Genomic DNA, 22,566 nt, shown 5'->3' with positions numbered 1-22,566 from the left:
TGCCGCCGCGGGGCGCCGTATCGGAACAGGGACCGTCGTCAGTCCTCGTCGGCGAGGATCAGGTACAGCTTTTTGCGGGCGTCGTTGATGACCGACAGGGCCTTGTCGCGCTGGTCCTTGTTGCCGGTCTTCCAGACCTGGCTGAACGCCTCCATCAGACCGAAGCCGGCCTGGCGGATCTCCTGCAGCGCATCCCAGTCGATGCCGCGCGAGGCCTCTTCCCAGGGAGCCTCGGGCCCCTCGTCGGCCGCGGCGCGGCCGGACTCGGTCAGCGAGAACAGCTTCTTGCCGCCCTCCGTCTCACTGGCGATCAACCCCTCGTCCTCCAGGAGCTGCAGGGTCGGGTAGACCGACCCCGGGCTGGGCTTCCATGCCCCGCCACTGCGCTCGCCGATCTCCTGGATCATCTCGTAGCCGTGCATGGGCCGGTCCTTCAGCAGGGCCAGGATCGACGCACGTACGTCGCCACGCCGCGCCCTCCCCCTCGGTCCGCCCCTGCCACGCCCACCCCAGGGTCCACCCGGACCGAAGAATCCAGGGCCACCGAAACCCGGGCCGCCGGGCCCACCCGGTCCGAAGGGACCGAAAGCCCCACGTCGGCCGTCGAAGCCGCCCTGAGCGCGATGACCGGGGCCGCCGTGGTGCCCGTGCCGCTCGAATCCGAAGTCCTGTCCACGGGATCGCATAGCAATCACTCCACTCTTTCGTTGATCTGTCGCGATGCGTCAACGATATATCGGAGAAGGGTTGACTGACAACCCCTTCCGCTCCGTCCGAAGGGGCGCGGACGGGCGTCCCCCCGCCGCCACCCACCCCCACCAGTGCCGCAGCACCACACGCGGAGCTCCGCGCGGGGACGGGGAACCTGTCCACAGCCGAGAAACGGCGATACGATCGCGGCGTATCGCTGATTTTGCCGATGTTCCAGAACAAGAGTGGACAAAAGGGCATTCAGTGATGCCGGCCGGGGGCTTGTGGAGGCGGACCACCGTTCAGCCCCGAGGACGACAACCGGCCCCGTCGCCATCGCGGCGCGAGCCCCCCGGAACGTCGACACATCGCCGACGCGTACGGCGCCGACCTGGACGCCGCGCGTCATCACGGCTCGCCGCGTCACCACGCGGCTCCGCATCCAGGATGCTCGCCCGGCCGTCGTCGCCCCTCGACCCGACTCCGCACCACCGCGTCAGGCGTCCGGGTCCGCGCGAGGCACGACGTCCTCACGGCAGGAGAATGACCGTGACCCTGAGCAGCGAAAACACTGTCCAGCGACTGCTGATCGACGGCACCTGGCAACAGGCCGCCGACGCACACACCTACGCGGCACACGACCCGTTCACGGGCGAGGTCGCCTCCCGCGCCGCCGCAGCCGTCCCCGCGGACGTCGTCCGCGCCGTCGAAGCGGCCGAACGCGCCTTCCCCACCTGGGCTGCGCTGGCGGCCAACGAGCGCCGGCGTGTCCTGTGGACGGTGGGCGAGAGACTCGAGGCACGAGCCGACGAGATGGCCGCGGCGATCACCACCGAGACGGGCGGCCCCGCCGGCTGGGGCCGGCACAACGCCTCGGTTCTCGCCGAGAGGTTCCGCCATGCGGCGAGCGCGGTCCACGAGGCCCTCACCGGGGAGGTCATCCCCTCCGAAACCCCGGGCCGCACCTCCGTCGCAATCCGAAAGCCGGTCGGCGTGGTCGCCTGCGTCATCCCGTGGAACGCCCCCGCGCTGCTCGTCGGCAACTCCGTGCCCAACGCACTGGCCGTCGGCAACACCGTGGTGATGAAGGCCTCGGAGCAGACCCCCCGGACCCACGGCCTGATCGCCGAATGCCTCACAGAGGCCGGACTGCCCGCCGGGGTCTACAACCTCGTCACCAACGCACCCGAGAACGCCCCCGAAGTGGTGGACGCGCTGATCGCCCATCCCGCCGTACGGCGGGTGCACTTCACCGGTTCCACCCTGGTGGGCCGGATCATCGCCGAGAGAACCGCCGCGCACCTGAAGAAGGCGATCCTCGAACTCGGCGGCAAGGCACCCGTGCTGGTTCTCGCCGACGCCGACCTGGACCAGGCCGTCAGCGCGTCGGCCTTCGGCGCGTTCACCCACTCCGGCCAGGGCTGCCTTTCGACCGAACGCATCATCGTCGACCGGGCCGTCGCCGACGAATTCAACCGGCGCCTGGCCCTCCTCGCCACCACGGTCCCTTTCGGTGACCCCCTCGACCCGCACGCCGTGCTCGGTCCCGTCGTCGGATCGGACACCATCTCGCGGCTGTCGGATCTCGTGCGGGAGGCCGTCGCGGCAGGCGCACGGCTCCTGGCCGGCGGAACACCCGACGGCCCGTGCTTCGCGCCCACCGTGTTGACCGGCGTCACCCAGGACATGCGCATCTACCGCGAGGAATCCTTCGGCCCCCTGGTCACCGTCATCACCGTCGACGGACCCGAGGAAGCCCTGCGCGTGGCCAACGACAACGACTACTGGCTCGCCTCGGCCGTCTTCACCCGGAACATCCCTCTCGCCATCGATCTCGCCCAGCGCATCAACGCCGGCAGGTGCCACATCTACGGCACCACCCTCGGCGCCGAGCCCCCGATGCCCTTCGGCGGCGCCAGGAACAGCGGCTACGGCAGACCCGGCGGACGCGTCGGCCTTCAGGAGTTCACCGAACTCCAGTGGATCACCATCGAAGGCCCCCAGCCGCCGCGCCACCCCGACGCCGAGTGACCTCACCCCCACCGGGCGCGGCACACGACATCCGGTGGGCGTCCGCGAAAATTCCGGGCGGCCGGCCCGCGGCAACCGGCATCCGCACCCGGACACACGGTCGACGACGCGAAGACGGGCCAGACACCCCGGATTGGCCTTGGCACGCGCCACCGCAGGGCACCTAGCGTCGGATCATGCGGATTCGAATCGTCGACGCCTTCACCGACCGCCCGTTCGCCGGAAACCCGGCGGGGGTCCTGCTCCTCGACTCCTTCCCGGACGACGCATGGCTCCAGAACGTGGCCCGCGAGGTCAACCACGCGGAGACCGCGTTCGCCCACCGCCTGCCGGAAGGCGGCGAGGCCGACTGGGCCCTGCGCTGGTTCACGCCCGCCACCGAGGTCGCCCTGTGCGGCCACGCCACCCTGGCCACCGCCCACGTGCTGCGCACCACGGGCACCCACGAGGGCCCCGTACGCTTCGCCACCCGCAGCGGCGTGCTGATCGCCACGCCGCACGAGGACGGCTCCCTCACCCTGGACTTCCCCACCGCGCCGCTGACCCGGGCCGACGTCCCGGAGGGCATCGCCGAGGCCCTCGGCGCGCAACCCCTCACAGCCTTCGACACCGGTCAGAACGTCGGCGACCTGCTCGTCGAACTCGCCGACGAGAAGACGGTCCTGGACCTCGCCCCCGACCACAGGGCGCTGCGCGGACGCTCGGCGCGCGGAATCATCGCCACCGCCGCCGCCGAGGATCCCGGCCGTGGGTACGACTTCGTATCGCGCTGCTTCTTCCCCGACGTCGGCATCGACGAGGACCCGGTGACGGGCAGCGCACACACCGCCCTGGCGCCCTTCTGGTCCGAACGCCTCGGCCGGCCGGACCTCACCGGACTGCAGGCGTCACCGCGCTCCGGCCGCGTCCGCACCGGACTGCGCGGCGACCGGACCCTGCTCACCGGCCACGCGGTCACCGTCATCGAGGGCGAACTGCTCGTGTGACGGCGGGACAGGGGTGCGGGGCGGTCACGGCGGCCCTGCGCACCCCTGCCCTCGCCCTTGCGGGCACTAGGCCGTCGGCAACCACCCCGCCTTGCCGGCGAGCAGCGCGTATCCCACGAACGCCCCGATGTCGAGCAGCGAGTGGGCCACGACCAGAGGGCCGACCCTGCCCCAGCGGCGGTACAGGAAGACGAAGACCACACCCATCACCAGGTTGCCGAAGAACCCGCCGATCCCCTGGTAGAGGTGGTAGGAGCCGCGCAGCACCGAGCCGGCCACGAGCGCCGTGCCGGGCGTCCAGCCCAACTGCCCGAGCCGGCGCAGCAGGTAGCCGACGACGATGACCTCCTCGAGGACCGCGTTCTGCACCGCCGACAGCACCAGCACGGGGTACTTCCACCAGACGTCCGGCAGCGCCTCCGGCACCACCGTGAGATTGGCTCCGAAACCGCGGGCCGCCAGATAGAAGGCGATACCCGCGGAGCCGATCACGGCCGCGATCGCCGCTCCTCTCCCCAGGTCGGGCCAGGGACGGGCCCGGTCGAAGCCGAGTGTGCGCAGCGAGGCGCCCTCACGCATCAGGAAGTGGGCGACGAGCACGACCGGCACCAGCGCGGTCGCGATCCCGAACAGCTGCCAGGCCAGGTCGAGCCATGGGCGTCCCGGCGCCGCCGAGGCGTTGAGAGTGGCCGCCTGCTCCTTGAGCCCTCCCGGTTTGGTGACCGATCCCACAAAGCTGATCAGCGCGGAGACCCCGCTCGCGCCCAGCGAGAGCGCGAGAACCAGCAGCGTCTCGTCGCGGAGAATCCGTCGCGTCGGCCGCTCCACCTTTGAAGTATCGGCCACTGCCCCTGCCTCCACCTGCACTCCCGCCTCCCGTCGAGCGATCCCGCCTCGCCCCATCTTCACCCGGCAAGGGTCTCTCGGGTAGCTGTGAAGATCATGCGCGAGGGGGCGTCGAGCGCGAACGGACGCCGAACGCGGCGTCCGCCATCCTTCGCTCTGCCATACGGGCGCGGCGGTGCCCGGACTCAGCACGGGCCCGCGTCCCGGGATACCGCCTGTCCGTGGGTCGCTCCGCGTCGTCCGCGCACGCGAACACGGTGCCCCGGCGGCACTGCGGTGCCCGGAGCGGCGGGCAAGGTTCGCGCCGCGGACGGTCCCTTGAGCGGCGGCCCGGGAACACCGCGGCGATGTCCCACCACCGATCCGCACGGCTGCCGTCGGAACGCCGGCGAGGCGGGCCCGCCCGCATCGGCCGACGGTTCGCTCACCCCAGCGGCACCGGTTCCGGCAACCCTACGGGCCAGGTGTGCACCGGCTCACCGACATGCATCAGCGCGCGATACCGCCTCGTCGTCGCGGCCAGTGCGGCCTGCCGGTCGAGCCCCTGTTCGAGGGCCCGATGGAAGGTCGCGGCCTGCCAGCTCGCGCCGTTGGCCCGCAGCCGGCACCGTTGCTCGATCACCCCGAGGTAGAGGTCCCGGTCCGCGGGCTCGACGCCCCACGCGTCCAGCCCCGCATGGGCGAGCGGCAGCAACTCGTCGCGTACGAGGTCCACGGCGTCCACCTCTGTGATCCCGCCGTGGCGCCCACGCCGGGGCCACTGAAGGCGCGCCTCGATGCCGTACCGGCACGCCGTGTCGAAGTTGGCGGCGGCGGCCTCGAACGGCAGCCGTGTCCACACCGGTCGCGGCTCCTCGGCCAGGGCGCGGACGACACCGTAGTAGAAGGCCGTGTTCGCGATGACGTCGATGACGGTGGGCCCGGCGGGCAGCACCCGGTTCTCGACCCGCAGATGCGGAACTCCGTCGGCGATGCCGTACACGGGCCGGTTCCAGCGGTACACGGTGCCGTTGTGCAGGACGAGTTCGGCGAGCGTGGGCGTACCGCCGTCGTCGAGGACGCGCAGTGGGTCCTCGTCGTCGCAGATCGGCAGGAGCGCCGGGAAATAGCGCAGGTTCTCCTCGAACAACTCGTACGCCGAGGTGATCCAGCGCTCCCCGAACCACGTACGCGGTCGCACTCCCTGCGCCTGCAGTTCGGGCGGCCGGGTGTCGGTGGACTGCTGGAACAACGGCGGCCGGGACTCGCGCCACAGCTCACGCCCGAACAGGAACGGCGAGTTGGCGCCCAGCGCCACCTGGACCGCCGCGACGGCCTGGGCGGCGTTCCAGACGTCCGCGAACCGCCCCGGGGTGACCTGCAGATGCAGCTGGACCGATGTGCAGGCGGCTTCGGGCGCGATCGAGCCCGAGGTGCACTCCAGCCGCTCGACCCCTTCGATGTCGAGCCTGAAGTCCTCGCCGCGCGCGGCCACGATCTGGTCGTTGAGCAGGGTGTAGCGGTCGACCGCGGAAAGGTTGGACGAGACCAGGTCGTCACGGTCGAGCGTGGGCAGAATACCGATCATCACGATTCCCGCATCGACCTCGTGCGCCTTGCGGTCGGCATATGCGAGAGAAGTGCGCAGCTCCTCGACGAGCCGATCGAATACACTGCCGCCCAGTCGGTGTGGAGCTATGTTGACTTCCAGGTTGAACATGGCGAGTTCTGTTTGGAAATCGCGGCTCGCAATCCTTTCGAGGACCTGGGCATTCAACATTCTCGGCATGCCGTCGGATCCGATGAGATTCAGTTCGATCTCCAGGCCCATCAGGTTCTTGGGTCGATCGAACCGCTTCTCCTCCAGCAGTCGCGCCAGCCCCGCGAGACACTGCTTGAGCTTGCCGCGGTGGCGCTGCCGATCGGACAGGTCGAACGGCCCCGCCACGACCTTCTCTCCCATCGAAGCGTCCCTCCTGAGACGGGTAGGCCGACGATTCGGCCGCTGCTGTCCATCGGGTCTCGGTGGATGATGCCCCGGCAACGCGATCGATAACGTCCCCGAGCGGCACTGTCGCACGCTAGGCTGGGAGTCGGCGGCTTGCGGCACATTCACGAGGCATGGGGCAAGACGCAGTTTCACTGCGAAGGCATGTGGTGAAAAACGCCGACGAGAACCGGCCGTCCGCTACGGACGAGTATTCCGAGGTCGGAGCCTCGGCACCCGTCGGACATCGGGACGATTCCCGCCTTTCATTGACCGGATATCTCCTTGCCGGTCGTTTGCGGAACGACTAGACGAAACACTGCATGAACACGAGTCGTATAAACTTTCCGCACGGGGTAGAGAGTTGGCACTGGCGGCCCCTGAACCCTGGCGTCAAAGCGCCGCCATTCGTCCGGGCACAATTCCCCCGCCCCTGCGACCCCGAGAGCTGACAGCGCTGTCCGCCCGCCCCACCCACGCCTTCGCGTCACCGTGCCTGCCGAATGAGAGGCGACCCACGATGCTGCTGCATGTCCCCCTGGCTCCCGCGCCCGCCCTCCGCTCCGTCCTCACGGCACTCGGTTCCCCCACCGCGGTCCGCGAGGCCCCCACCCCCTCCCTGCGCAGCGCCCAGGGCCCCGCGACACCCGAACTCCCGCTGCCGGTCCATGTGCTGGACCGGATCACCCCGGCGGGTGCCCCCGTCACCCGTCTGGCCGGATGGCGCTTCCTCATCCGCAGTGGCGATCGCGCCGTGGCCGCAGCCGAGACCATGCTGACTCCGGACGGCTGGGCGTTCTCGCACTTCTTCGAGGGCCCGTACGTCACCTCCACCGAGCGTGCCCTGCGGCAGGCGGAGGCCCTGGCACAGCCCTACCAGGCACGGCTGCTGTCCGTGCCGGAGCTGTACATGCTCACGCTCTGGCTGCACGGGGACTGCACCGCCGACGGGGCGACCGGTTCGCCGGCAGCGACCGACCTTCTTGTGCCGCTCGCGCCCGCGCCGCCCGGGATCGCTTCCCACCTCCCGCACACCGTCGCCGACCTGCTGCCGGTACTCACGCACCGCATCACCCGCGCTCCGCTGCTCGGCTCGCCGACTCCCGCATAGCCACCGCTCCCCACCGTGCCCCGCCGCCGGAAACGGCCGCGGGGCACGGTGCGTCCCGCGCCGAGGACGGGCGGAGTCGCTCGTTCGTGCCACCTCACGCTCGTACGAGGGACAGAGCGCTGATCGGACCAGAGGGACTAGCCCCTTGCGGCCATCGCGAACCACCCGAAGTGACCGCCGAATCGGGATGAACCGTCCGCCAGGGTGATGCGTCATGAACCTGTGAGGAGCGGTGCTGCGAAATCCCTGCGGATCGACGCCCGTGGGGCAACACTGGGTTCCAGACCGAAGCATCAGCGACGGGGGGGCGGCCATGAACGACCGGAAGAGCCGCAGGACAGACACGACAGCCATCTCGGACATCACGACAGAGCGAAAGATCCCATCCACCATGTGCCAGCACCAGCCACCGTGCCCGACAGCCGAATCCGCCGACCGGGAATCCGCCCGTCTCGTGGCGCACCACCCGGAGCAGGGATGGAGCCTGCTCTGCAACGGCGTTCTGCTCTTCGAGGACACCGGTGAGCTTCTGCCCGACGGTCAGATCATCGCCCCGCACCGCCCCATGGGCACCGAGGTGATGACCGCCGCCTGAGCGGCGCACAAGGGGCAGTCGCTGCCCTGACATACAAGGGGGCCAGCCCGGAGACATACGCTCCGAACCGGCCCCGACGCATGCCGAAGGCTGATTACTCCTCGTAGGCGTCCAGCGGCGGGCAGGAGCAGACCAGGTTCCGGTCACCGAAGGCCTGGTCGATGCGGCGCACCGGCGGCCAGTACTTGTCCGCAGCCGAGACTCCGGCCGGGAACACGGCCTCCTCGAGTGTGTACGGGTGCTCCCACGTGCCGCCGAGTGCGGCGGCGGTGTGCGGGGCGTTCCGCAGCGGGTTGTCCTCGGCGGGCCACTCGCCCGAGCCGACCTTCTCGATCTCGGCACGAATGGCGATCATCGCGTCGCAGAACCGGTCGATCTCGGTGAGGTCCTCGGACTCGGTCGGCTCGATCATCAGCGTGCCGGCCACCGGGAACGACATCGTCGGCGCGTGGAAGCCGTAGTCGATCAGCCGCTTGGCGACGTCGTCGACGCTCACCCCGGTCGCCTTGGTCAGCGGGCGCAGGTCGATGATGCACTCGTGCGCCACCAGGCCGCCGGGACCGGTGTAGAGCACGGGGTAGTGCGGCTCGAGGCGCTTGGCGATGTAGTTGGCGGACAGCACGGCCACCTGTGTGGCGCTCTTGAGACCCTCGCCGCCCATGAGGCGGACGTACGCCCACGAGATCGGCAGGATGCCCGCGGATCCCCACGGAGCGGCCGAGATCGGGCCGACACCCGTCTCCGGACCGGCCGCCGGCTGCAGCGGGTGGTTCGGCAGGTGCGGCGCCAGGTGCGCGCGCACACCGACCGGGCCGACACCCGGACCGCCGCCGCCGTGCGGGATGCAGAACGTCTTGTGCAGGTTCAGGTGCGAGACGTCGCCGCCGAAGTGGCCGGGCTTGGCCAGGCCCACCAGGGCGTTGAGGTTGGCGCCGTCGACGTACACCTGGCCACCGGCCTCGTGCACGGCCGCGCAGATGTCGGCGACGTGCTCCTCGAACACACCGTGGGTGGACGGGTACGTGATCATCAGTACGGACAGTTCGTCGCGGTACTGCTCGATCTTGGCCCGCAGGTCCTCGATGTCGACCTCGCCGTCGTCGGCCGTCTTCACCACGACCACCTTCATGCCGGCCATCACCGCGCTGGCGGCGTTGGTGCCGTGCGCGGAGGACGGGATGAGGCAGACGGTGCGCTGGTGGTCGCCGTTGGCGCGGTGGTAGCCGCGTACGGCGAGCAGACCGGCCAGCTCGCCCTGCGAACCGGCGTTGGGCTGCAGGGAGACCTTGTCGTAGCCCGTGACCTCGGCGAGCCGCTCCTCCAGCTCACGGATGAGCGTGAGGTAGCCCTGCGCCTGCTCGGCGGGCGCGAACGGGTGGAGCTGACCGAACTCGGGCCAGGTGACCGGCTCCATCTCCGTGGTCGCGTTGAGCTTCATGGTGCAGGAGCCCAGCGGGATCATGCCCCGGTCGAGCGCGTAGTCCCGGTCCGCCAGCCGGCGCAGATAGCGCAGCATCGCCGTCTCGGAGCGGTGCTGGTGGAAGACCGGGTGGGTGAGGTAGTCGTCGCTGCGCAGCAGGCCCTCGGAAAGCGCGTCCTCGGTGTTCGCGTCCAGCGCCTCGATGTCGCCCTCGACCCCGCACGCGGTCCACACCGCGGCCAGCTGGGCCCGTCCGGTCGTCTCGTCGCAGGCGACCGACACATGGTCGGCGTCGACGAGGCGCAGGTTCACCCCGCGCTCGCGTGCGGTGGCGACGACCGCGTCGGCGCGGCCGGGCACCCGCACGGTCAAGGTGTCGAAGTAGGCGCCGTGGACGACCTCCACCCCGCCGGCGGTGAGACCCGCGGCGAGTATCGCCGCATACCGGTGGGTGCGCCGCGCGATGGTCCGCAGACCCTCGGGCCCGTGGTAAACGGCGTACATACCGGCCATCACGGCGAGCAGCACCTGCGCGGTGCAGATGTTGCTCGTCGCCTTCTCGCGACGGATGTGCTGCTCACGGGTCTGCAGGGCGAGCCGGTAGGCCTTGTGGCCGTCGGCGTCCACGGAGACGCCCACGAGCCGGCCGGGCAGGCTGCGGGCGAACTTCTCGCGCACCGCCATGTATCCGGCGTGCGGTCCGCCGAAGCCCATCGGCACACCGAAGCGCTGGGTGGTGCCCACGGCGATGTCCGCACCCAGCTCACCGGGCGAGGTGAGCAGGGTCAGCGCCAGCAGATCGGCCGCGACGGTGACGACCGCGCCCAGCTCGTGTGCCTGCTCGACGACCGGCCTTATGTCGCGCACGGCACCGGAGGCGCCCGGGTACTGGATCAGTACGCCGTTGATCTCGCGCTCCGCGATCTCGGCCGGGATGCCCTCGCCGAGGTCGGCGACGACGACCTCCACGCCGGTCGGCTCGGCACGGGTCTGGATCACGGCGATCGTCTGCGGAAGGGCGTCCGCGTCGATCAGGAAGAGGCCCTTCTTGTTCCGGCCCATGCGGCGGGACAGCGCCATCGCCTCGGCGGCGGCCGTGCCCTCGTCGAGGAGGGAGGCGCCGGAGGTCGGCAGTCCGGTGAGGTCGGCCACCATGGTCTGGAAGTTCAGCAGGGCCTCGAGGCGGCCCTGGGAGATCTCCGGCTGGTAGGGCGTGTACGCGGTGTACCAGGCCGGGTTCTCCATCACGTTCCGCAGGATCACCGGCGGCGTGAAGGTCCCGTAGTAGCCGAGGCCGATCATGGAGTCGAGGACCTGGTTGCGATCGGCGAGCGAGCGCAGCTCGGCCAGCACCTCGCGCTCGGTGCGCGCACACGGCAGATCCAGGGCGTCCGTGTTCTTGATCACATCCGGGACCGCTGCGGACGTGAGCTCGTCGAGCGAGCCGTAGCCGACCTGCGCGAGCATCTTCGCGCGGGCCTCGAGGTCGGGACCGATGTGGCGCTGCTCGAAGGGCGTCCCTCGTTCGAGTTCGGCGAGGGGAATGCGGTGGGCGGTCATTGCGGAGGCCTCCTGGTCTGACGCGACCTTCGAGGGGCACCACGGCACGGGTACCCCGACGGCCTCCCCCTCTGTCATCTCAACCTGAGAGCTTCACCGGTCCGCCCGAAGGCGTACCGGCTTTCACCGTCGGTGAGAGCGGAAGCTGTCGACACCCGCCCTGCTTTCCAGAGTGACCTCGTCCGTGCGGTACGTGTGCCTGAGAGATTCCGGGGAGGGTTTGCTCCTTCGGCGCCTCCGGTTCACTCCGGAGGACTCTCCCGCACGGGGTCAGCAGCCGCTAGCCAGACTACCAGCGGGGACAACACAGGCACCTTCGAGTGGCCGCCTTCCCCAATGTGCTCTTTCGTAGTGCTTACGGATGCGTTGCGACCTGCTGGAGGGACCGTGAAGACCGAAATCGATCCGCGGAGTCTGATCGGCCGCAAGGCGTTCGATCGCAACGGAAACAAGATCGGCACGATCGACGAGGTCTATCTCGACGACGCGACCGGTGCGCCCGAGTGGGCGGCCATACGAACGGGCCTGTTCAGCAGGGACGCCTTCGTCCCCCTGGAACCCAGCGAACTCGTGGAGGGCGCGCTGTGGATCCCCTTCGAACGGGCCCTGATCAAGGACGCTCCCGACTTCGGCGTCGGACGCCATCTCTCCCCCGAGCAGGAACTGCAGCTCTACCACCACTACGGGCTCGATGTGACCTCTCCCCCACCGCCGGACCGCGATTTCGGGCATCTGGCGGGGTCGGACGAGACCTGAAGGTCATGCGCACCCGGCGCCCCTGACAACCGGCCCGCCCCGAATCGTGGCCGCTCCGATCGCGGTTGTGCCGGCTTCGGCCCGTCCCGTGGTCGTCAGTCCACGGTCCCCGATGCCACCGTCCGCGGCTCCGTGGGCTCGGGTCTTCGGGGCACCAGCGGCAGCGGATCCGCAGACTCGAGACGGGGGTCGTCGGTGCGGAACGTACGCACGCGGCCCGGATCGGACTGCGGTGTCTCGAACCGCACTGTGACCCGGCCGAGACCACTGCCCTGCACCCACCCGTGACCGTACTCGGCGTGCCGGACGTCCTGACCCGCGCGCCAGATGTGCTCCGGGACCTGAGCGGGCGCCTCCTCGGCCGTCTCGGCCGCCTCCCCTACTTCCGGGTGCTGCTCCTTGCGTGCGTCCCCAGCGGCCAGGTGGGCCTGGGCGAACAGGTCCTCCTGGGTGTAGTCGGCGAGGCCGCTGACCCCGACGCCGAGCAGCCGCACCCCGCCGGTCGTGTCCACGGACTCCAGCAGCCGCCCGGCGGCCTCCCGCACCACCGCGGGATCGTCCGTGGGTCCGCGCAGCGTCTCGGACCGGGTCAGCGTCGAGAAGTCGTACCTGCGGACCTTGAGCACGATGGTGCGACCCGACAGGCCCGCCTCCCGCAGCCTGCGGACGCACCGGTCCGCGAGCCGCTGCACCTCCAGCCCGACGCGCACCCGGTCGTGGATGTCCACGTCGTAGGTGTCCTCGACCGACACCGATTTGGTCTCCCGCTCGGCCACCACCGGCCGTTCGTCCTGAGCCAGAGCCATGGCGTACAGGGCGTGCCCGTGGGCCTTGCCCAGCAGCCGCACGAGTTCGTCCTCGCCCGCCTCGGCGATCTCCTCGACCGTGGTGATCCCGGCGCGGCGCAGATGGTCCCCGGTGGCGGGACCGACGCCCGGCAGCGTGCGCACCGGCATCGGGCCGAGCATCGCGCGCTCGGTACCCGGACGGATCAGCACCAGGCCGTCCGGCTTGGCCTCCTCGGAGCCGATCTTCGCGAGCATCTTGGAGGCGGCGAGCCCCACCGAGCCCGTCAGGCCCGTGCTGTCACGGATGTCCGCGCGCAGCTTCATCCCCGTGCGACGAGCCGACTCCTCGTCCCAGGCCGCTCCCCCGGCCTCCAGATCCACGAACGCCTCGTCCAGGCTCAACGGCTCCACCAGCGGCGACAGCGCCCTCAGCAGCGCCATCACCTGCTCGCTGATCTCCCGGTAGAAGCCGAATCGCGGCACCAGATACGCGGCGTGCGGCGCGAGGCGGCGTGCCTGGGCCATCGGCATCGCCGAGTGCACTCCGAAGACCCGCGCCTCGTACGAGGCCGTGGCCACCACTCCGCGCGGACCGAGCCCGCCCACGATCACCGCCTTGCCGCGCAGACTCGGCTTGGATGCCTGCTCCGCCGAGGCGTAGAAGGCATCCATGTCGAGATGCAGGATCGTGGGCGCGGTTCTCACATCTCCGATGCTGCCCTACGCCACTGACAATTCGCCCGGGTCCCGGCACCGCTCAGACGGCCCGGTTGCGCCGCCGTGCCAGTTCGTCCCCGGGGTGGTGGCCGACGATGGTCTCGCCCGTGTCGATGCGCTCGCCGTGCAACTGGGAGAGCGCGCTCTCCACGTCCCGCCACACCACACCGACGGCGATTCCGAAGATGCCCTGACCGCCCTGGAGCAGGGCGTGGACCTCGTCCGGCGACGTGCACTCGTACACCGTCGCGCCGTCGCTCATCAGCGTCATCCGCTCCAGGTCGCGGAAACCGCGCTCCCTGAGGTGCTGCACGGTGGTGCGGATGTTCTGCAGGGAGACACCGGTGTCCAGGAAGCGCTTGACGATCTTCAGGACGACCACGTCCCGGAAGCTGTAGAGCCGCTGCGTCCCCGATCCGTAAGCGGGTCGCACGCTCGGTTCGACGAGCCCCGTCCTGGCCCAGTAGTCCAGTTGACGGTAGGTGATGCCCGCGGCGGCGCACGCCGTCGGACCTCGATAGCCCATCTGCTCGGAAGCCGCCCCCTCGTCGCCCGGCACGGCCGTCGGCCGCTGAGGGGCGGAGCCGGTCGCGCTGCCGTGAAGCGGGTGCGGGCCACTCTCCCCCAGACTCCGTCCGGGGGCACCCCCAGCCGTACCGCCGCCGCTGATTCTCACGCCGACCTCCGTCCTTGACCTGCCTTCTCGACGGTAGGCAGTCACCAAGGGCACGTCAACGATCGCCACACTCGGCACGCCGAGTGATAATCACCCCAGGAGTGGTTTCCCGCGCCCTTCCGCGGGGAAAGGCTAGCCGAATGCTTCGGCGGCGGCCTCCGAGATGTGGCACGAGCCCCCGGCATGTGCTCCAATGCCCGCCCACGTGCGCCTCCCCGCCACGCCCGTTCGACGATCTTGGGGCGGCCGATCCTCGTCGGCCCTCCCGACCGGCGCCTCTCCGCGGCACTCCGGCGACTCGACGGCACCTGCACGGTCCTGCCGGCTCTGGGCAGGCGTTTCCGGATCAGGGCTCCCGACTGAGCACGACGGCCACGGCATACCTCCGGCACCACATGGGACGCACGAATCGCCTTAGCCACACCAGGCACTCACATCACACGATCCCCGACCGGCACACGCCCTCCGGCCCGTTCACGAGGGGAGACCGTCACTGGCTGCTGGTGCCGAAGTCCTCGGGGGAGATCTGGTCGAGGAACTCGCGGAACTTCTCGACCTCGTCCTCCTGCTCGTCCGGGATCGCGATGCCCGCGTCGTCGAGCACTCCGTCACTGCCGTAGATCGGCGTGCCGGTGCGCAGCGCCAGCGCTATGGCGTCGGACGGGCGCGCACTCACCTCGACACCGCTGGCGAAGACCAGCTCCGCATAGAAGACGCCCTCACGCAGATCCGTGATGCGCACCTCCGTGAGCTCCTGGCCGACGGCCTCCAGCACGTCCTTGAACAGGTCGTGGGTCAGCGGCCGCGCCGGGGCCATGCCCTGCTGGGCGAACGCGATCGCCGTCGCCTCCCCGGGGCCGATCCAGATGGGGAGGTAGCGGTCGCCTCCCACTTCGCGCAGGAGCACGATCGGCTGGTTGGAGGGCATCTCGACCCGGACACCTACGACATCGAGCTCGTTCACACAGCAACCCTAGGCCGTGCCCGGGATGTTTGGGTAGTCGGGCACAGATCGGCCCATTGATCCGCCCACGGCGAACAGCCCGGCTCAGGGCAGCCGCACACCCAGCGCGGACTGGATCAGAGCGGCGTGCAGCTTCACCGCCAGCCCGGCCAGCTCCTTGGTGCGCGCCTCGGCATGTGCCCTGGTCTGGGGGTTGCGGTGGAGTCGCAGCGGGGCCACCACCTGGTCCACGAGCCCCGCCTCACGGTCCGCCGCCGCCTTCATCACCCGCAGGTGACGGGGCTCGATCCCATGGCGGCCCAGTTCCGCCACGAGAGTGGCCACCGTGATGCTCTCCGCGTCGTACACACCTTCCGGAAGCGGTACGACCAGGCCGTACGACTCCCACTCCTCGAGTTGCTCCACGCTGATCCCGGTGGCGGTCAGCAGCTCGTCACGGGCGATCCTGGCGACCGAGGCGGTGTCGGTCTCGCCCAGGAGGTCCCCGAGCGGCTCCCCCTCACCCAGGTCATGCGGACGGCCCAGGGACGGGAGACGGACCTCCTCGCCCCGTTCCAGGGCGTCCAGATGCTCGCGAATGACCTTGAGCGGCAGATAGTGGTCCCGTTGCATCCTCAGCACATGACCGAGCCGCTCGACGTCGCGCCTGCTGAACTTGCGGTATCCCGAAGGGGTGCGCTGCGGCTCGATGAGCCCCTCGGACTCCAGGAAGCGGATCTTGGAGATGGTGACTTCCGGGAATTCCTCGCGCAGCACGTTCAGCACGGCGCCGATGCTCATCGGCCCGTTGCCCGTGGCGGCGGTGCCGTTGTCGGCACCGCCGCTCGGTGTGTGAAGCATGGACCCTTCCCTGGCGGGTCAGATGCCCCGCGGACTCGCGTAGAAGACCAGCCTGTACTTGCCGATCTGCACCTCGTCGCCGTTGGTGAGCGCGACCTGGTCGATGCGCTCACGGTTGACGTACGTACCGTTCAGGCTGCCGACGTCGGCCACCGTGAACGACCCGTCCGGGCTGCGCCGGAACTCCACGTGCCGGCGCGAGACAGTCACATCATCCAGGAAGATGTCGCTCTGGGGGTGACGCCCCGCCGTGGTCAGATCACTGTCCAGCAGGAAGCGGCTGCCCGAGTTGGGACCGCGGCGCACTACCAGCAGCGCCGAACCGGCCGGCAGCGCGTCGACGGCCGCCTGCGCCTCGGGGGACAGCGTCGGCACCGACGTCTGACCGGTGGCCTCCGCGTCGTAGGCCTCCAGACCCGAGATCGAGATCGTGGAGGTCGTCTCCGACGCACGCTCCGGGACCGCACCCGGTCGCAGCGGCGCACCGCAGTTGGAGCAGAAGCGGCTGTTGTCCGCGTTGCGGTGACCGCACCTTGTACACACGAGGGCCGACATGTCCCCGAAACCTATGGGTCCGGACGCACCGGGGTCAACAGACGCCGCGCCCTGACCTCCCGAAATGCCACCACCCGGACCAGCGACCTGGTCCCGGAACAGGGGGCGGTGCCCCTCTGCTTCTCCCGGCTGGGCACGATGGCGGGCAGTCGCGTTCTCGCCGCCCTCTCGCGTGCTCTTGCCGAACAACTTCGCAAACAACTTCACGGGCGATTCCCCTTGACCGAAACAGACCCGCCCGTGGGGCAGGACGAACCCTGATTACATACACCGACCGACCCGGACATCCTCACAACGTCCGTATCCACCAGACAGTTTCCACCACGCACCCCCCATTCGGTGCGCCGACCCCCCGCAACCTCATGCCCTTGCCCGACGGCCTCCATGCACCCCCGGTTCACTGGGAGGACGATCGAGCGTAGTCAGGCTGCTCGGCCGCCCGCAAGGCATCCACGACGATCTTCGTAGAACGCTCCACGGCGACTGTGGCCTGCTCCTTCTCCAGTGTCTGCACCACGCCTCCGGGGATGTTGAGCGCGGGCTCGAGGTCCTGGGGCTTGCCGATGACCTGGAAACGATAGGGCTGGGTGATCTTGTTCCCGTCGACGCTCACACTCTTCCCGGAGTCCGACAGGTAGGTGCTTGCGACGACCCTCACCCCGTTCACCTGGATCGCCTCCGCGCCGGCCGCGCGCAGTTCCTGGATCGCGTCGAGCAGCATGTCCGCCTGGACCGTTCCCTTCGTGTCCTGGATGGTCATCGTGATGCCGGGGCCCTGTGCCGCCACCGTGCCCGCGAGGATGCCGAGTTGTTTCTCCTTCTCGGCGGTCTGCTTGCGAGCCTCCTCGGCCCGGTCCGAGCTGTTCTCCAGCTCGGACCGCTGGTCCTCGAGTCCCTGCTTCTCGTCCTGAAGACGCTGAGTACGGTCGTCGAGTTCATCCAGGATGCGTACGAGATCCTCCTGGCGCGCGCCACGCAGCGCGCTGCCGCTGTCGCTGTTGGAGGCGACCTGGACGGCCAGACCGAAGCCCAGGCCGAACAGCAGGAGTGCGACGATGAGTTGGGCCCGCGACACGCGCGGCGGCCACAGTCCCTGGGCAAGGCGCTGACGGCCGGTGAGCCCCGCCTCGGGTTCCTTCGGCTCCGCCGCCTCCTCCACCGCCCCGGGCGCGTCGGCGGCCGCCGGCCTCTCCTGGGGCAGTTCCTTGCGCAACCGGTGCTCGGGGCCCCGCGGCGTCTCGGGAGTCTCTTCCTCGTTGTTCATCGTTCCTCACGCCCGGAACACATGCCGGCGGATCGCCGCGGCGTTGGAGAAGATACGGATGCCCAGGACGACCACCACACCCGTGGACAGCTGGGCCCCTACGCCCAACTTGTCGCCCAGGAACACGATCAGCGCCGCCACCACCACGTTCGACAGGAACGACACCACGAAGACCTTGTCGTCGAAGATCCCGTCGAGCATGGCCCGCAGACCACCGAACACGGCGTCGAGTGCCGCCACGACGGCGATCGGCAGGTACGGCTCGACGACCGCCGGAATCTCCGGCCGGACCAACAACCCGACCACGACTCCGACGACGAGGCCCAGTACGGCGATCACGATGTGCCCTTCTCTGTGGTCGGCTGTGCTGTACGTACGATCACGCTCGGAGCGGCAGGCAGCCGGACGTCGCCCTCGGCTGAAATGCCGGTCCTGATGCTGTAGTTCTCCTGCAGCGCGTGCAGATACAACCCGTCGGCGCTGTTCTGGAACCTGGTGCTGAGCCGGTCGCCGTCCCCCACCGCGAGCACCGTGTACGGCGGCACCAGCGGCCTGTTGTCGACCAGTATCGCGTCGCCCGCGGCCCGGACCGCCGACAGCGCCGTCAGCCGCTGCCCGTTGATGGAGATGGCTTCGGCGCCCGACTCCCACAGGCCGTTGACGACCCGCTGCATGTCGCGGTCCCGGACCCGGCCGGTGTCGGAGAAGTCGGAGGTCTCGCGGGGATCGCCGTTGCCACCCGAGGTGGCCTCCTTGGCGTCGTTCACCACGAGCTTCACGCCGGGACCGTGCACGGCGACCGCGCCCGACAGGACCCCGACGAGATCGGCCGCGTCCGAACCGCCGTCCCTCTCCAGGGCGGACCTCTGCCGCGCGCTGACGTCGTCGCGCAACGTGTCCACCGTGCCCTCGAGCTTGTCCGCGGCCGCGGTCTCGCTCTGAATGCGGTCGATGAGCTCCTGGCGCTCCTTCGCGACCGTCGGGGCGGCCACCCGCGCCTGTGCGGCGCCCACGGTCACCACAAGGCCGGCGAGCACCAGACCGGCCGCGAGGCCGAGCTTGGCACGCACCGTCCTCGGCAGACCGCCCTCACCCTCGGTGTGCTTCCGGGCGGCAGCCTCGGCGTATCCGTCGTCGAGGCTGTGATCCATGACGTTGGTGAGCAACGACATGGAAGCGTCCGGACGCGGGGAGCGCCCTGGTGTGCTCCGAACGGGGGGCGGCTGCGGCATGGGGCACATAGTCGCATGTCGTGAGCGCATACTCCGAATGGCCCCGCCCGCGTGCCGGACATACCCCCTCGGGGGTACATGTCCGGCACGCGGGCGTGTCGCGTGCTCCTTTATCGGCCGGCGCTGTCCACGACCGCCGCCCACTCGTCGAGCAGGGCCTGCGCGGAGGCGTCGTCGGGGCCCTCGGCCCACAGATGGGTGACGGCCTCGGCCGGGTCGGGCAGCACCAGCACCCACCGCCCGTCGGTCTCCACGACCCGCACACCGTCGGTCGTGTCCACGAACCGCTCCCCGGCCTCCTCCACGACACGACGCATGACCAGGCCCTTGACGGCCCAGGGCGTCGCGAGATCACGCTTGAGGACGTGTGCCCGCGGAATCCGCGCGTCGATCTGGCTGAGGGTGAGCTGTGTCCTCGCCACCAGCCCGATCAGCCGCACGAACGCCGCCGTGCCGTCGAAGACGCTGCTGAACTCCGGCACGATGAAGCCACCGCGTCCGTCGCCGCCGAAGATGGTCGACTCCTCGCCACCGACGCGCGTGAGATCGTCGGGCGACGTGGTGGTCCATTCGACCTGCGTCCCGTGATACGCCGCCACCTGCTCGGCGATCCGGGTCGTCGTCACCGGCAGCGCCACCTTCCCGCTGCGCCGCTCCGCGGCCACCAGGTCGAGCATCACCAGCAGCGCACGGTCGTCCTCGACGATCCGCCCCTTCTCGTCGACGAGCGACAACCGTTCGCCGACCGGGTCGAACCGCACACCGAAAGCGGCTCGCGACGATGCGACGATCTCACCCAGCCGCACGAGCCCGGCACGACGCGTGTCGGCGCTCTCCGTGGGGCGGGACTCGTCGAGACCCGGGTTGATCGTCAGCGAGTCCACACCGAGCTTGCCGAGCAGGCTCGGCAGAACCAGTCCCGCGCTGCCGTTCGAGGCGTCCACGACGACCTTGAGTCCCGACTCGGCTATCCCCGACGTGTCCACGCTGCGCAGCAGCGATCCGGTGTACGAGTCGAAGACGCTCGACGGGAAGTACAGGTCGCCGATCTCCCCGGGGAAGGCACGCCGGTACTCCTGCCGCGCGAACACACGGTCCAGCTTCCGCTGACCGCCCTGCGACAGATCCGCGCCCTGTCCGTCGAAGAACATGATGTCGACGGAGTCCGGCACACCGGGGGAAGTCCGGATCATGATGCCGCCGGCGCTGCCTCGCGCGGTCTGCTGCCGCGCCACGGGCAGCGGGACGTTCTCCAGGTCCCTTACGTCGATGGCGCTCGCCTGGAGCGCCGAGATCACCGCACGCTTCAGGGCCCGCGCACCCCGGGAGTGGTCCCGGGCGGTGGTGACGGTGGACCCCTTCTTGAGCGTGGTGGCGTACGCGCCGGCGAGTCGCACGGCCAGCTCCGGGGTGATCTCGACGTTCAGGATCCCGGACACACCGCGGGCGCCGAAGAGATGCGCCTGCCCTCGGGACTCCCAGATGACCGAGGTGTTGACGAAGGCGCCCGCCTCGATGGTCTTGAACGGGTAGACCCGCACATTGCCCTGGACGATCGATTCCTCGCCGATGAGACATTCGTCGCCGATGACGGCGCCGTCCTCGATCCGGGCCGCGCGCATGATGTCGGTGTTCTTCCCGACCACACAGCCCCGGAGATTGCTGTGCTGGCCGATGTACACGTTGTCGTGGACAACGGCCTTGTGCAGAAAGGCTCCGCTCTTCACGACGACGTTGGAACCGACGACGGTGTGCTCGCGGATCTCCGAGCCGGCCTCGACCTTGGCGTAGTCACCGATGTAGAGCGGTCCGCGCAGGACCGCATCCGGATGCACCTCCGCGCCTTCGGCGACCCATACGCCAGGGGAGAGTTCGAATCCGTCGATCTCGACGTCGACCTTGCCCTCCAGGACATCGGCCTGAGCCTTCACATAGCTCTCGTGGGTGCCGACGTCCTCCCAGTACCCCTCGGCGACATAGCCGTAGATCGGCTTGCCTTCCTTCATCAACTGGGGGAAGACATCTCCGGACCAGTCGACCGGAACATCAGGTTCGACGTAGTCGAAGACCTCGGGTTCCATCACATAGATCCCGGTGTTCACGGTGTCCGAGAAGACCTGACCCCAGGTCGGCTTCTCCAGGAAGCGCTCGACCTTTCCCTCGTCGTCGACGATGGTGATGCCGAATTCCAGCGGATTGGGGACCCGGGTCAGACAGACCGTGACCAGCGCACCCTTTTCCTTGTGGAAACTGATCAGATCCGTGAGGTCGAAGTCGGTCAGGGCATCACCGGAGATGACAAGGAACGCGTCGTCCTTCAGTGCTTCCTCTGCGTTCTTGACGCTCCCGGCGGTACCGAGTGGCTTCTCCTCGTTGGCATAGGTGAGCTCCATGCCGAGCTCTTCGCCGTCTCCGAAGTAGTTCTTGACCAGAGAGGCCAAGAACTGCACGGTGACAACGGTCTCGTTGAGCCCATGCCTTTTGAGCAGCCGCAGCACATGCTCCATAATCGGCCGGTTCACCACCGGCAGGAGCGGCTTGGGCATGCTCGAGGTCATCGGGCGAAGGCGCGTGCCTTCGCCTCCGGCCATCACGACGGCCTTCATGTCGGAAGCGTCCTCCTCTAAGAGACGACGGTCCAGCCGACTTCACCCGTCTAGATTGTCCCGCAGTTTCCGCGCGCGGGCCATCGAGCCGCTACGGCTGCCAAACGGCGGGCTCAATCGACCATGGCGTCCGCCCTGACAAGGCGGCGGACCTGGACCACGTAGAGGACTCCTGCCCACCAGTACAGGGTTGTACCCCACCCTGCGAACGCCCATCCGAAAATGGCAGCGAGTGACGCGATCCATCCGCTTCCGTCACTGAGAAGCAGAAGCGGGAACGCATACATGAGGTTGAACGTGGCTGCCTTCCCGAGGAAGTTCACCTGCGGCGGCGGATAGCCGTGGCGTCTGAGGACACCGACCATCACAAGCAGGACCAGCTCACGGGCGACAAGGACGGCGGTCAACCACAGGGGCAGAATCTCCCGCCAGGTGAGGCCTACAAGAGTGGACGCGATGTAGAGCCGGTCGGCCGCTGGATCGAGCAGCCGGCCGAGGCTGCTGATCTGGTTCCAGCGGCGGGCCAGTTTGCCGTCGAGATAGTCGCTGACGCCGCTCAGCACGAGAACGAGCAGCGCCCAGCCGTCGCTCTTCGGCCCGCCGAACTCCGGCCTCAGGATCAGCCACAGGAAGATGGGCACGCCGACGAGGCGCGCCATGCTGAGGATGTTCGGGATGGTGAGGACCCGGTCCGTCTGAACACGGGTCTCCTGGACCTCCACCCGGGGGCCTCCTGCGGGAAACGAGCCAACGATGCCCCCCGACCTTACCCGCAGGGTTCGCGGGGCGGTGCGGAGGGGGTGCGAAACCGAGGAAACCGCGGTGAACCCAGAACCCGACGCCAAAAGGGCCCGGAAATGCGGGAAACCCCGTACCAACGGTACGGGGTTTCCCTCACAATTTGTTCGGCGGTGTCCTACTCTCCCACAGGGTCCCCCCTGCAGTACCATCGGCGCTGAAAGG

General features: G+C 69.3%; 19 protein-coding genes and 1 riboswitch. Of the genes, 5 read left to right on the top strand and 14 right to left on the bottom strand.

The annotated features are described in order from the left end of the window. Positions 1-38: 38 nt before the first annotated feature. On the bottom strand, positions 39-686 hold the full coding sequence (locus ADL25_RS45750) for a PadR family transcriptional regulator (RefSeq protein ID WP_079050210.1): 648 nt from the start codon (positions 684-686) through the stop codon (positions 39-41). A gap of 553 nt (positions 687-1,239) precedes the next feature. Here ADL25_RS45750 and ADL25_RS06150 point away from each other — a divergent pair. Both ADL25_RS06150 and ADL25_RS06145 read left to right on the top strand, forming a co-directional pair. Beyond that, the gene (locus tag ADL25_RS06150; protein WP_079050226.1) at positions 1,240-2,721 is read left to right on the top strand and encodes an aldehyde dehydrogenase family protein; all 1,482 of its coding nucleotides are present in this window, start codon (positions 1,240-1,242) and stop codon (positions 2,719-2,721) included. A 176-nt stretch (positions 2,722-2,897) separates the two neighbouring features. Next, positions 2,898-3,707: a PhzF family phenazine biosynthesis protein gene (locus tag ADL25_RS06145; RefSeq protein WP_059126603.1), complete on the top strand. Its 810-nt coding sequence runs from the start codon at positions 2,898-2,900 to the stop codon at positions 3,705-3,707. Positions 3,708-3,773: 66 nt separating this feature from the next. On the opposite strand, the gene ADL25_RS06140 is transcribed toward ADL25_RS06145, so the two are convergent. Continuing rightward, complete coding sequence (locus ADL25_RS06140; RefSeq protein ID WP_059126602.1) at positions 3,774-4,574, bottom strand: CPBP family intramembrane glutamic endopeptidase; 801 nt, start codon at positions 4,572-4,574, stop codon at positions 3,774-3,776. A gap of 403 nt (positions 4,575-4,977) precedes the next feature. Further along, positions 4,978-6,495 carry a glutamate-cysteine ligase family protein gene (locus ADL25_RS06135; RefSeq protein ID WP_059126601.1) on the bottom strand — a complete coding sequence of 506 codons (1,518 nt, stop codon included), beginning with the start codon at positions 6,493-6,495 and terminating at the stop codon, positions 4,978-4,980. A gap of 544 nt (positions 6,496-7,039) precedes the next feature. Here ADL25_RS06135 and ADL25_RS06130 point away from each other — a divergent pair. Together ADL25_RS06130 and ADL25_RS06125 are read left to right on the top strand one after the other, a co-directional pair. Beyond that, on the top strand, positions 7,040-7,630 hold the full coding sequence (locus tag ADL25_RS06130; protein ID WP_059126600.1) for a hypothetical protein: 591 nt from the start codon (positions 7,040-7,042) through the stop codon (positions 7,628-7,630). A gap of 391 nt (positions 7,631-8,021) precedes the next feature. Further along, on the top strand, positions 8,022-8,225 hold the full coding sequence (locus tag ADL25_RS06125; protein ID WP_059126858.1) for a DUF5999 family protein: 204 nt from the start codon (positions 8,022-8,024) through the stop codon (positions 8,223-8,225). A 94-nt stretch (positions 8,226-8,319) separates the two neighbouring features. Here the strand turns inward: ADL25_RS06125 and gcvP are convergent, their stop codons facing one another. Next, positions 8,320-11,205, bottom strand: a complete 2,886-nt coding sequence (gene gcvP / locus ADL25_RS06120; RefSeq protein WP_059126599.1) for an aminomethyl-transferring glycine dehydrogenase — start codon at positions 11,203-11,205, stop codon at positions 8,320-8,322. A gap of 177 nt (positions 11,206-11,382) precedes the next feature. Next, positions 11,383-11,478, bottom strand: a riboswitch (glycine riboswitch). 114 nt (positions 11,479-11,592) lie between these two features. On the opposite strand from gcvP, the gene ADL25_RS06115 reads away from it, so the two are divergent. After that, positions 11,593-11,961 carry a PRC-barrel domain-containing protein gene (locus ADL25_RS06115; RefSeq protein WP_059126598.1) on the top strand — a complete coding sequence of 123 codons (369 nt, stop codon included), beginning with the start codon at positions 11,593-11,595 and terminating at the stop codon, positions 11,959-11,961. A gap of 95 nt (positions 11,962-12,056) precedes the next feature. On the opposite strand, the gene ADL25_RS06110 is transcribed toward ADL25_RS06115, so the two are convergent. From ADL25_RS06110 to ADL25_RS06065, 10 genes are all read right to left on the bottom strand, one after another. Beyond that, positions 12,057-13,454, bottom strand: a complete 1,398-nt coding sequence (locus ADL25_RS06110; RefSeq protein ID WP_059126597.1) for a DNA polymerase IV — start codon at positions 13,452-13,454, stop codon at positions 12,057-12,059. 52 nt (positions 13,455-13,506) lie between these two features. After that, a complete protein-coding gene (locus tag ADL25_RS06105) occupies positions 13,507-14,142 on the bottom strand; it encodes a MerR family transcriptional regulator (protein ID WP_079050208.1) in 636 nt (211 codons plus the stop codon). Between the two features lie 490 nt (positions 14,143-14,632). Next, positions 14,633-15,106: a bifunctional nuclease family protein gene (locus tag ADL25_RS06100; RefSeq protein WP_004002801.1), complete on the bottom strand. Its 474-nt coding sequence runs from the start codon at positions 15,104-15,106 to the stop codon at positions 14,633-14,635. A gap of 84 nt (positions 15,107-15,190) precedes the next feature. Continuing rightward, positions 15,191-15,946: a MerR family transcriptional regulator gene (locus ADL25_RS06095; RefSeq protein ID WP_059126595.1), complete on the bottom strand. Its 756-nt coding sequence runs from the start codon at positions 15,944-15,946 to the stop codon at positions 15,191-15,193. Positions 15,947-15,964: 18 nt separating this feature from the next. Continuing rightward, positions 15,965-16,750, bottom strand: coding sequence for an FHA domain-containing protein (locus ADL25_RS06090; protein ID WP_079050207.1), 786 nt, complete (start codon positions 16,748-16,750; stop codon positions 15,965-15,967). 148 nt (positions 16,751-16,898) lie between these two features. Further along, positions 16,899-17,765: a DUF881 domain-containing protein gene (locus ADL25_RS06085; RefSeq protein ID WP_059126593.1), complete on the bottom strand. Its 867-nt coding sequence runs from the start codon at positions 17,763-17,765 to the stop codon at positions 16,899-16,901. 6 nt (positions 17,766-17,771) lie between these two features. Next, the gene (locus ADL25_RS06080) at positions 17,772-18,104 is read right to left on the bottom strand and encodes a small basic family protein (RefSeq protein WP_059126592.1); all 333 of its coding nucleotides are present in this window, start codon (positions 18,102-18,104) and stop codon (positions 17,772-17,774) included. Continuing rightward, positions 18,101-18,937 (bottom strand): DUF881 domain-containing protein, encoded by an 837-nt coding sequence (locus ADL25_RS06075; protein WP_059126591.1) that lies wholly within the window; start codon positions 18,935-18,937, stop codon positions 18,101-18,103. The genes ADL25_RS06080 and ADL25_RS06075 overlap by 4 nt, the downstream gene beginning before the upstream one ends. Positions 18,938-19,107: 170 nt before the next feature. After that, positions 19,108-21,603 carry a mannose-1-phosphate guanyltransferase gene (locus tag ADL25_RS06070; RefSeq protein WP_059126590.1) on the bottom strand — a complete coding sequence of 832 codons (2,496 nt, stop codon included), beginning with the start codon at positions 21,601-21,603 and terminating at the stop codon, positions 19,108-19,110. Positions 21,604-21,716: 113 nt separating this feature from the next. Further along, positions 21,717-22,325, bottom strand: a complete 609-nt coding sequence (locus ADL25_RS06065; RefSeq protein WP_059126589.1) for a CDP-alcohol phosphatidyltransferase family protein — start codon at positions 22,323-22,325, stop codon at positions 21,717-21,719. Between the last annotated feature and the right edge of the window lie 241 nt (positions 22,326-22,566).

It is taken from the genome of Streptomyces sp. NRRL F-5122, from assembly GCF_001507435.1.
GTDB lineage: Bacteria > Actinomycetota > Actinomycetes > Streptomycetales > Streptomycetaceae > Streptomyces > Streptomyces lannensis.
This window is presented reverse-complemented; position numbering and strand designations above follow the sequence as displayed.

Excerpts from the sequence above, each read along its gene's own strand:
- ADL25_RS45750 (WP_079050210.1), bottom strand. The coding sequence starts at position 686 with ATGCGATCCCGTGGACAGGACTTCGGATTCGAGCGGCACGGGCACCAC.
- ADL25_RS06145 (WP_059126603.1), top strand. The coding sequence starts at position 2,898 with ATGCGGATTCGAATCGTCGACGCCTTCACCGACCGCCCGTTCGCCGGA.
- ADL25_RS06135 (WP_059126601.1), bottom strand. The coding sequence starts at position 6,495 with ATGGGAGAGAAGGTCGTGGCGGGGCCGTTCGACCTGTCCGATCGGCAG.
- ADL25_RS06130 (WP_059126600.1), top strand. The coding sequence starts at position 7,040 with ATGCTGCTGCATGTCCCCCTGGCTCCCGCGCCCGCCCTCCGCTCCGTC.
- ADL25_RS06125 (WP_059126858.1), top strand. The coding sequence starts at position 8,022 with ATGTGCCAGCACCAGCCACCGTGCCCGACAGCCGAATCCGCCGACCGG.
- gcvP (WP_059126599.1), bottom strand. The coding sequence starts at position 11,205 with ATGACCGCCCACCGCATTCCCCTCGCCGAACTCGAACGAGGGACGCCC.
- ADL25_RS06095 (WP_059126595.1), bottom strand. The coding sequence starts at position 15,946 with ATGCTTCACACACCGAGCGGCGGTGCCGACAACGGCACCGCCGCCACG.
- ADL25_RS06085 (WP_059126593.1), bottom strand. The coding sequence starts at position 17,765 with ATGAACAACGAGGAAGAGACTCCCGAGACGCCGCGGGGCCCCGAGCAC.
- ADL25_RS06075 (WP_059126591.1), bottom strand. The coding sequence starts at position 18,937 with ATGTCGTTGCTCACCAACGTCATGGATCACAGCCTCGACGACGGATAC.
- ADL25_RS06070 (WP_059126590.1), bottom strand. The coding sequence starts at position 21,603 with ATGAAGGCCGTCGTGATGGCCGGAGGCGAAGGCACGCGCCTTCGCCCG.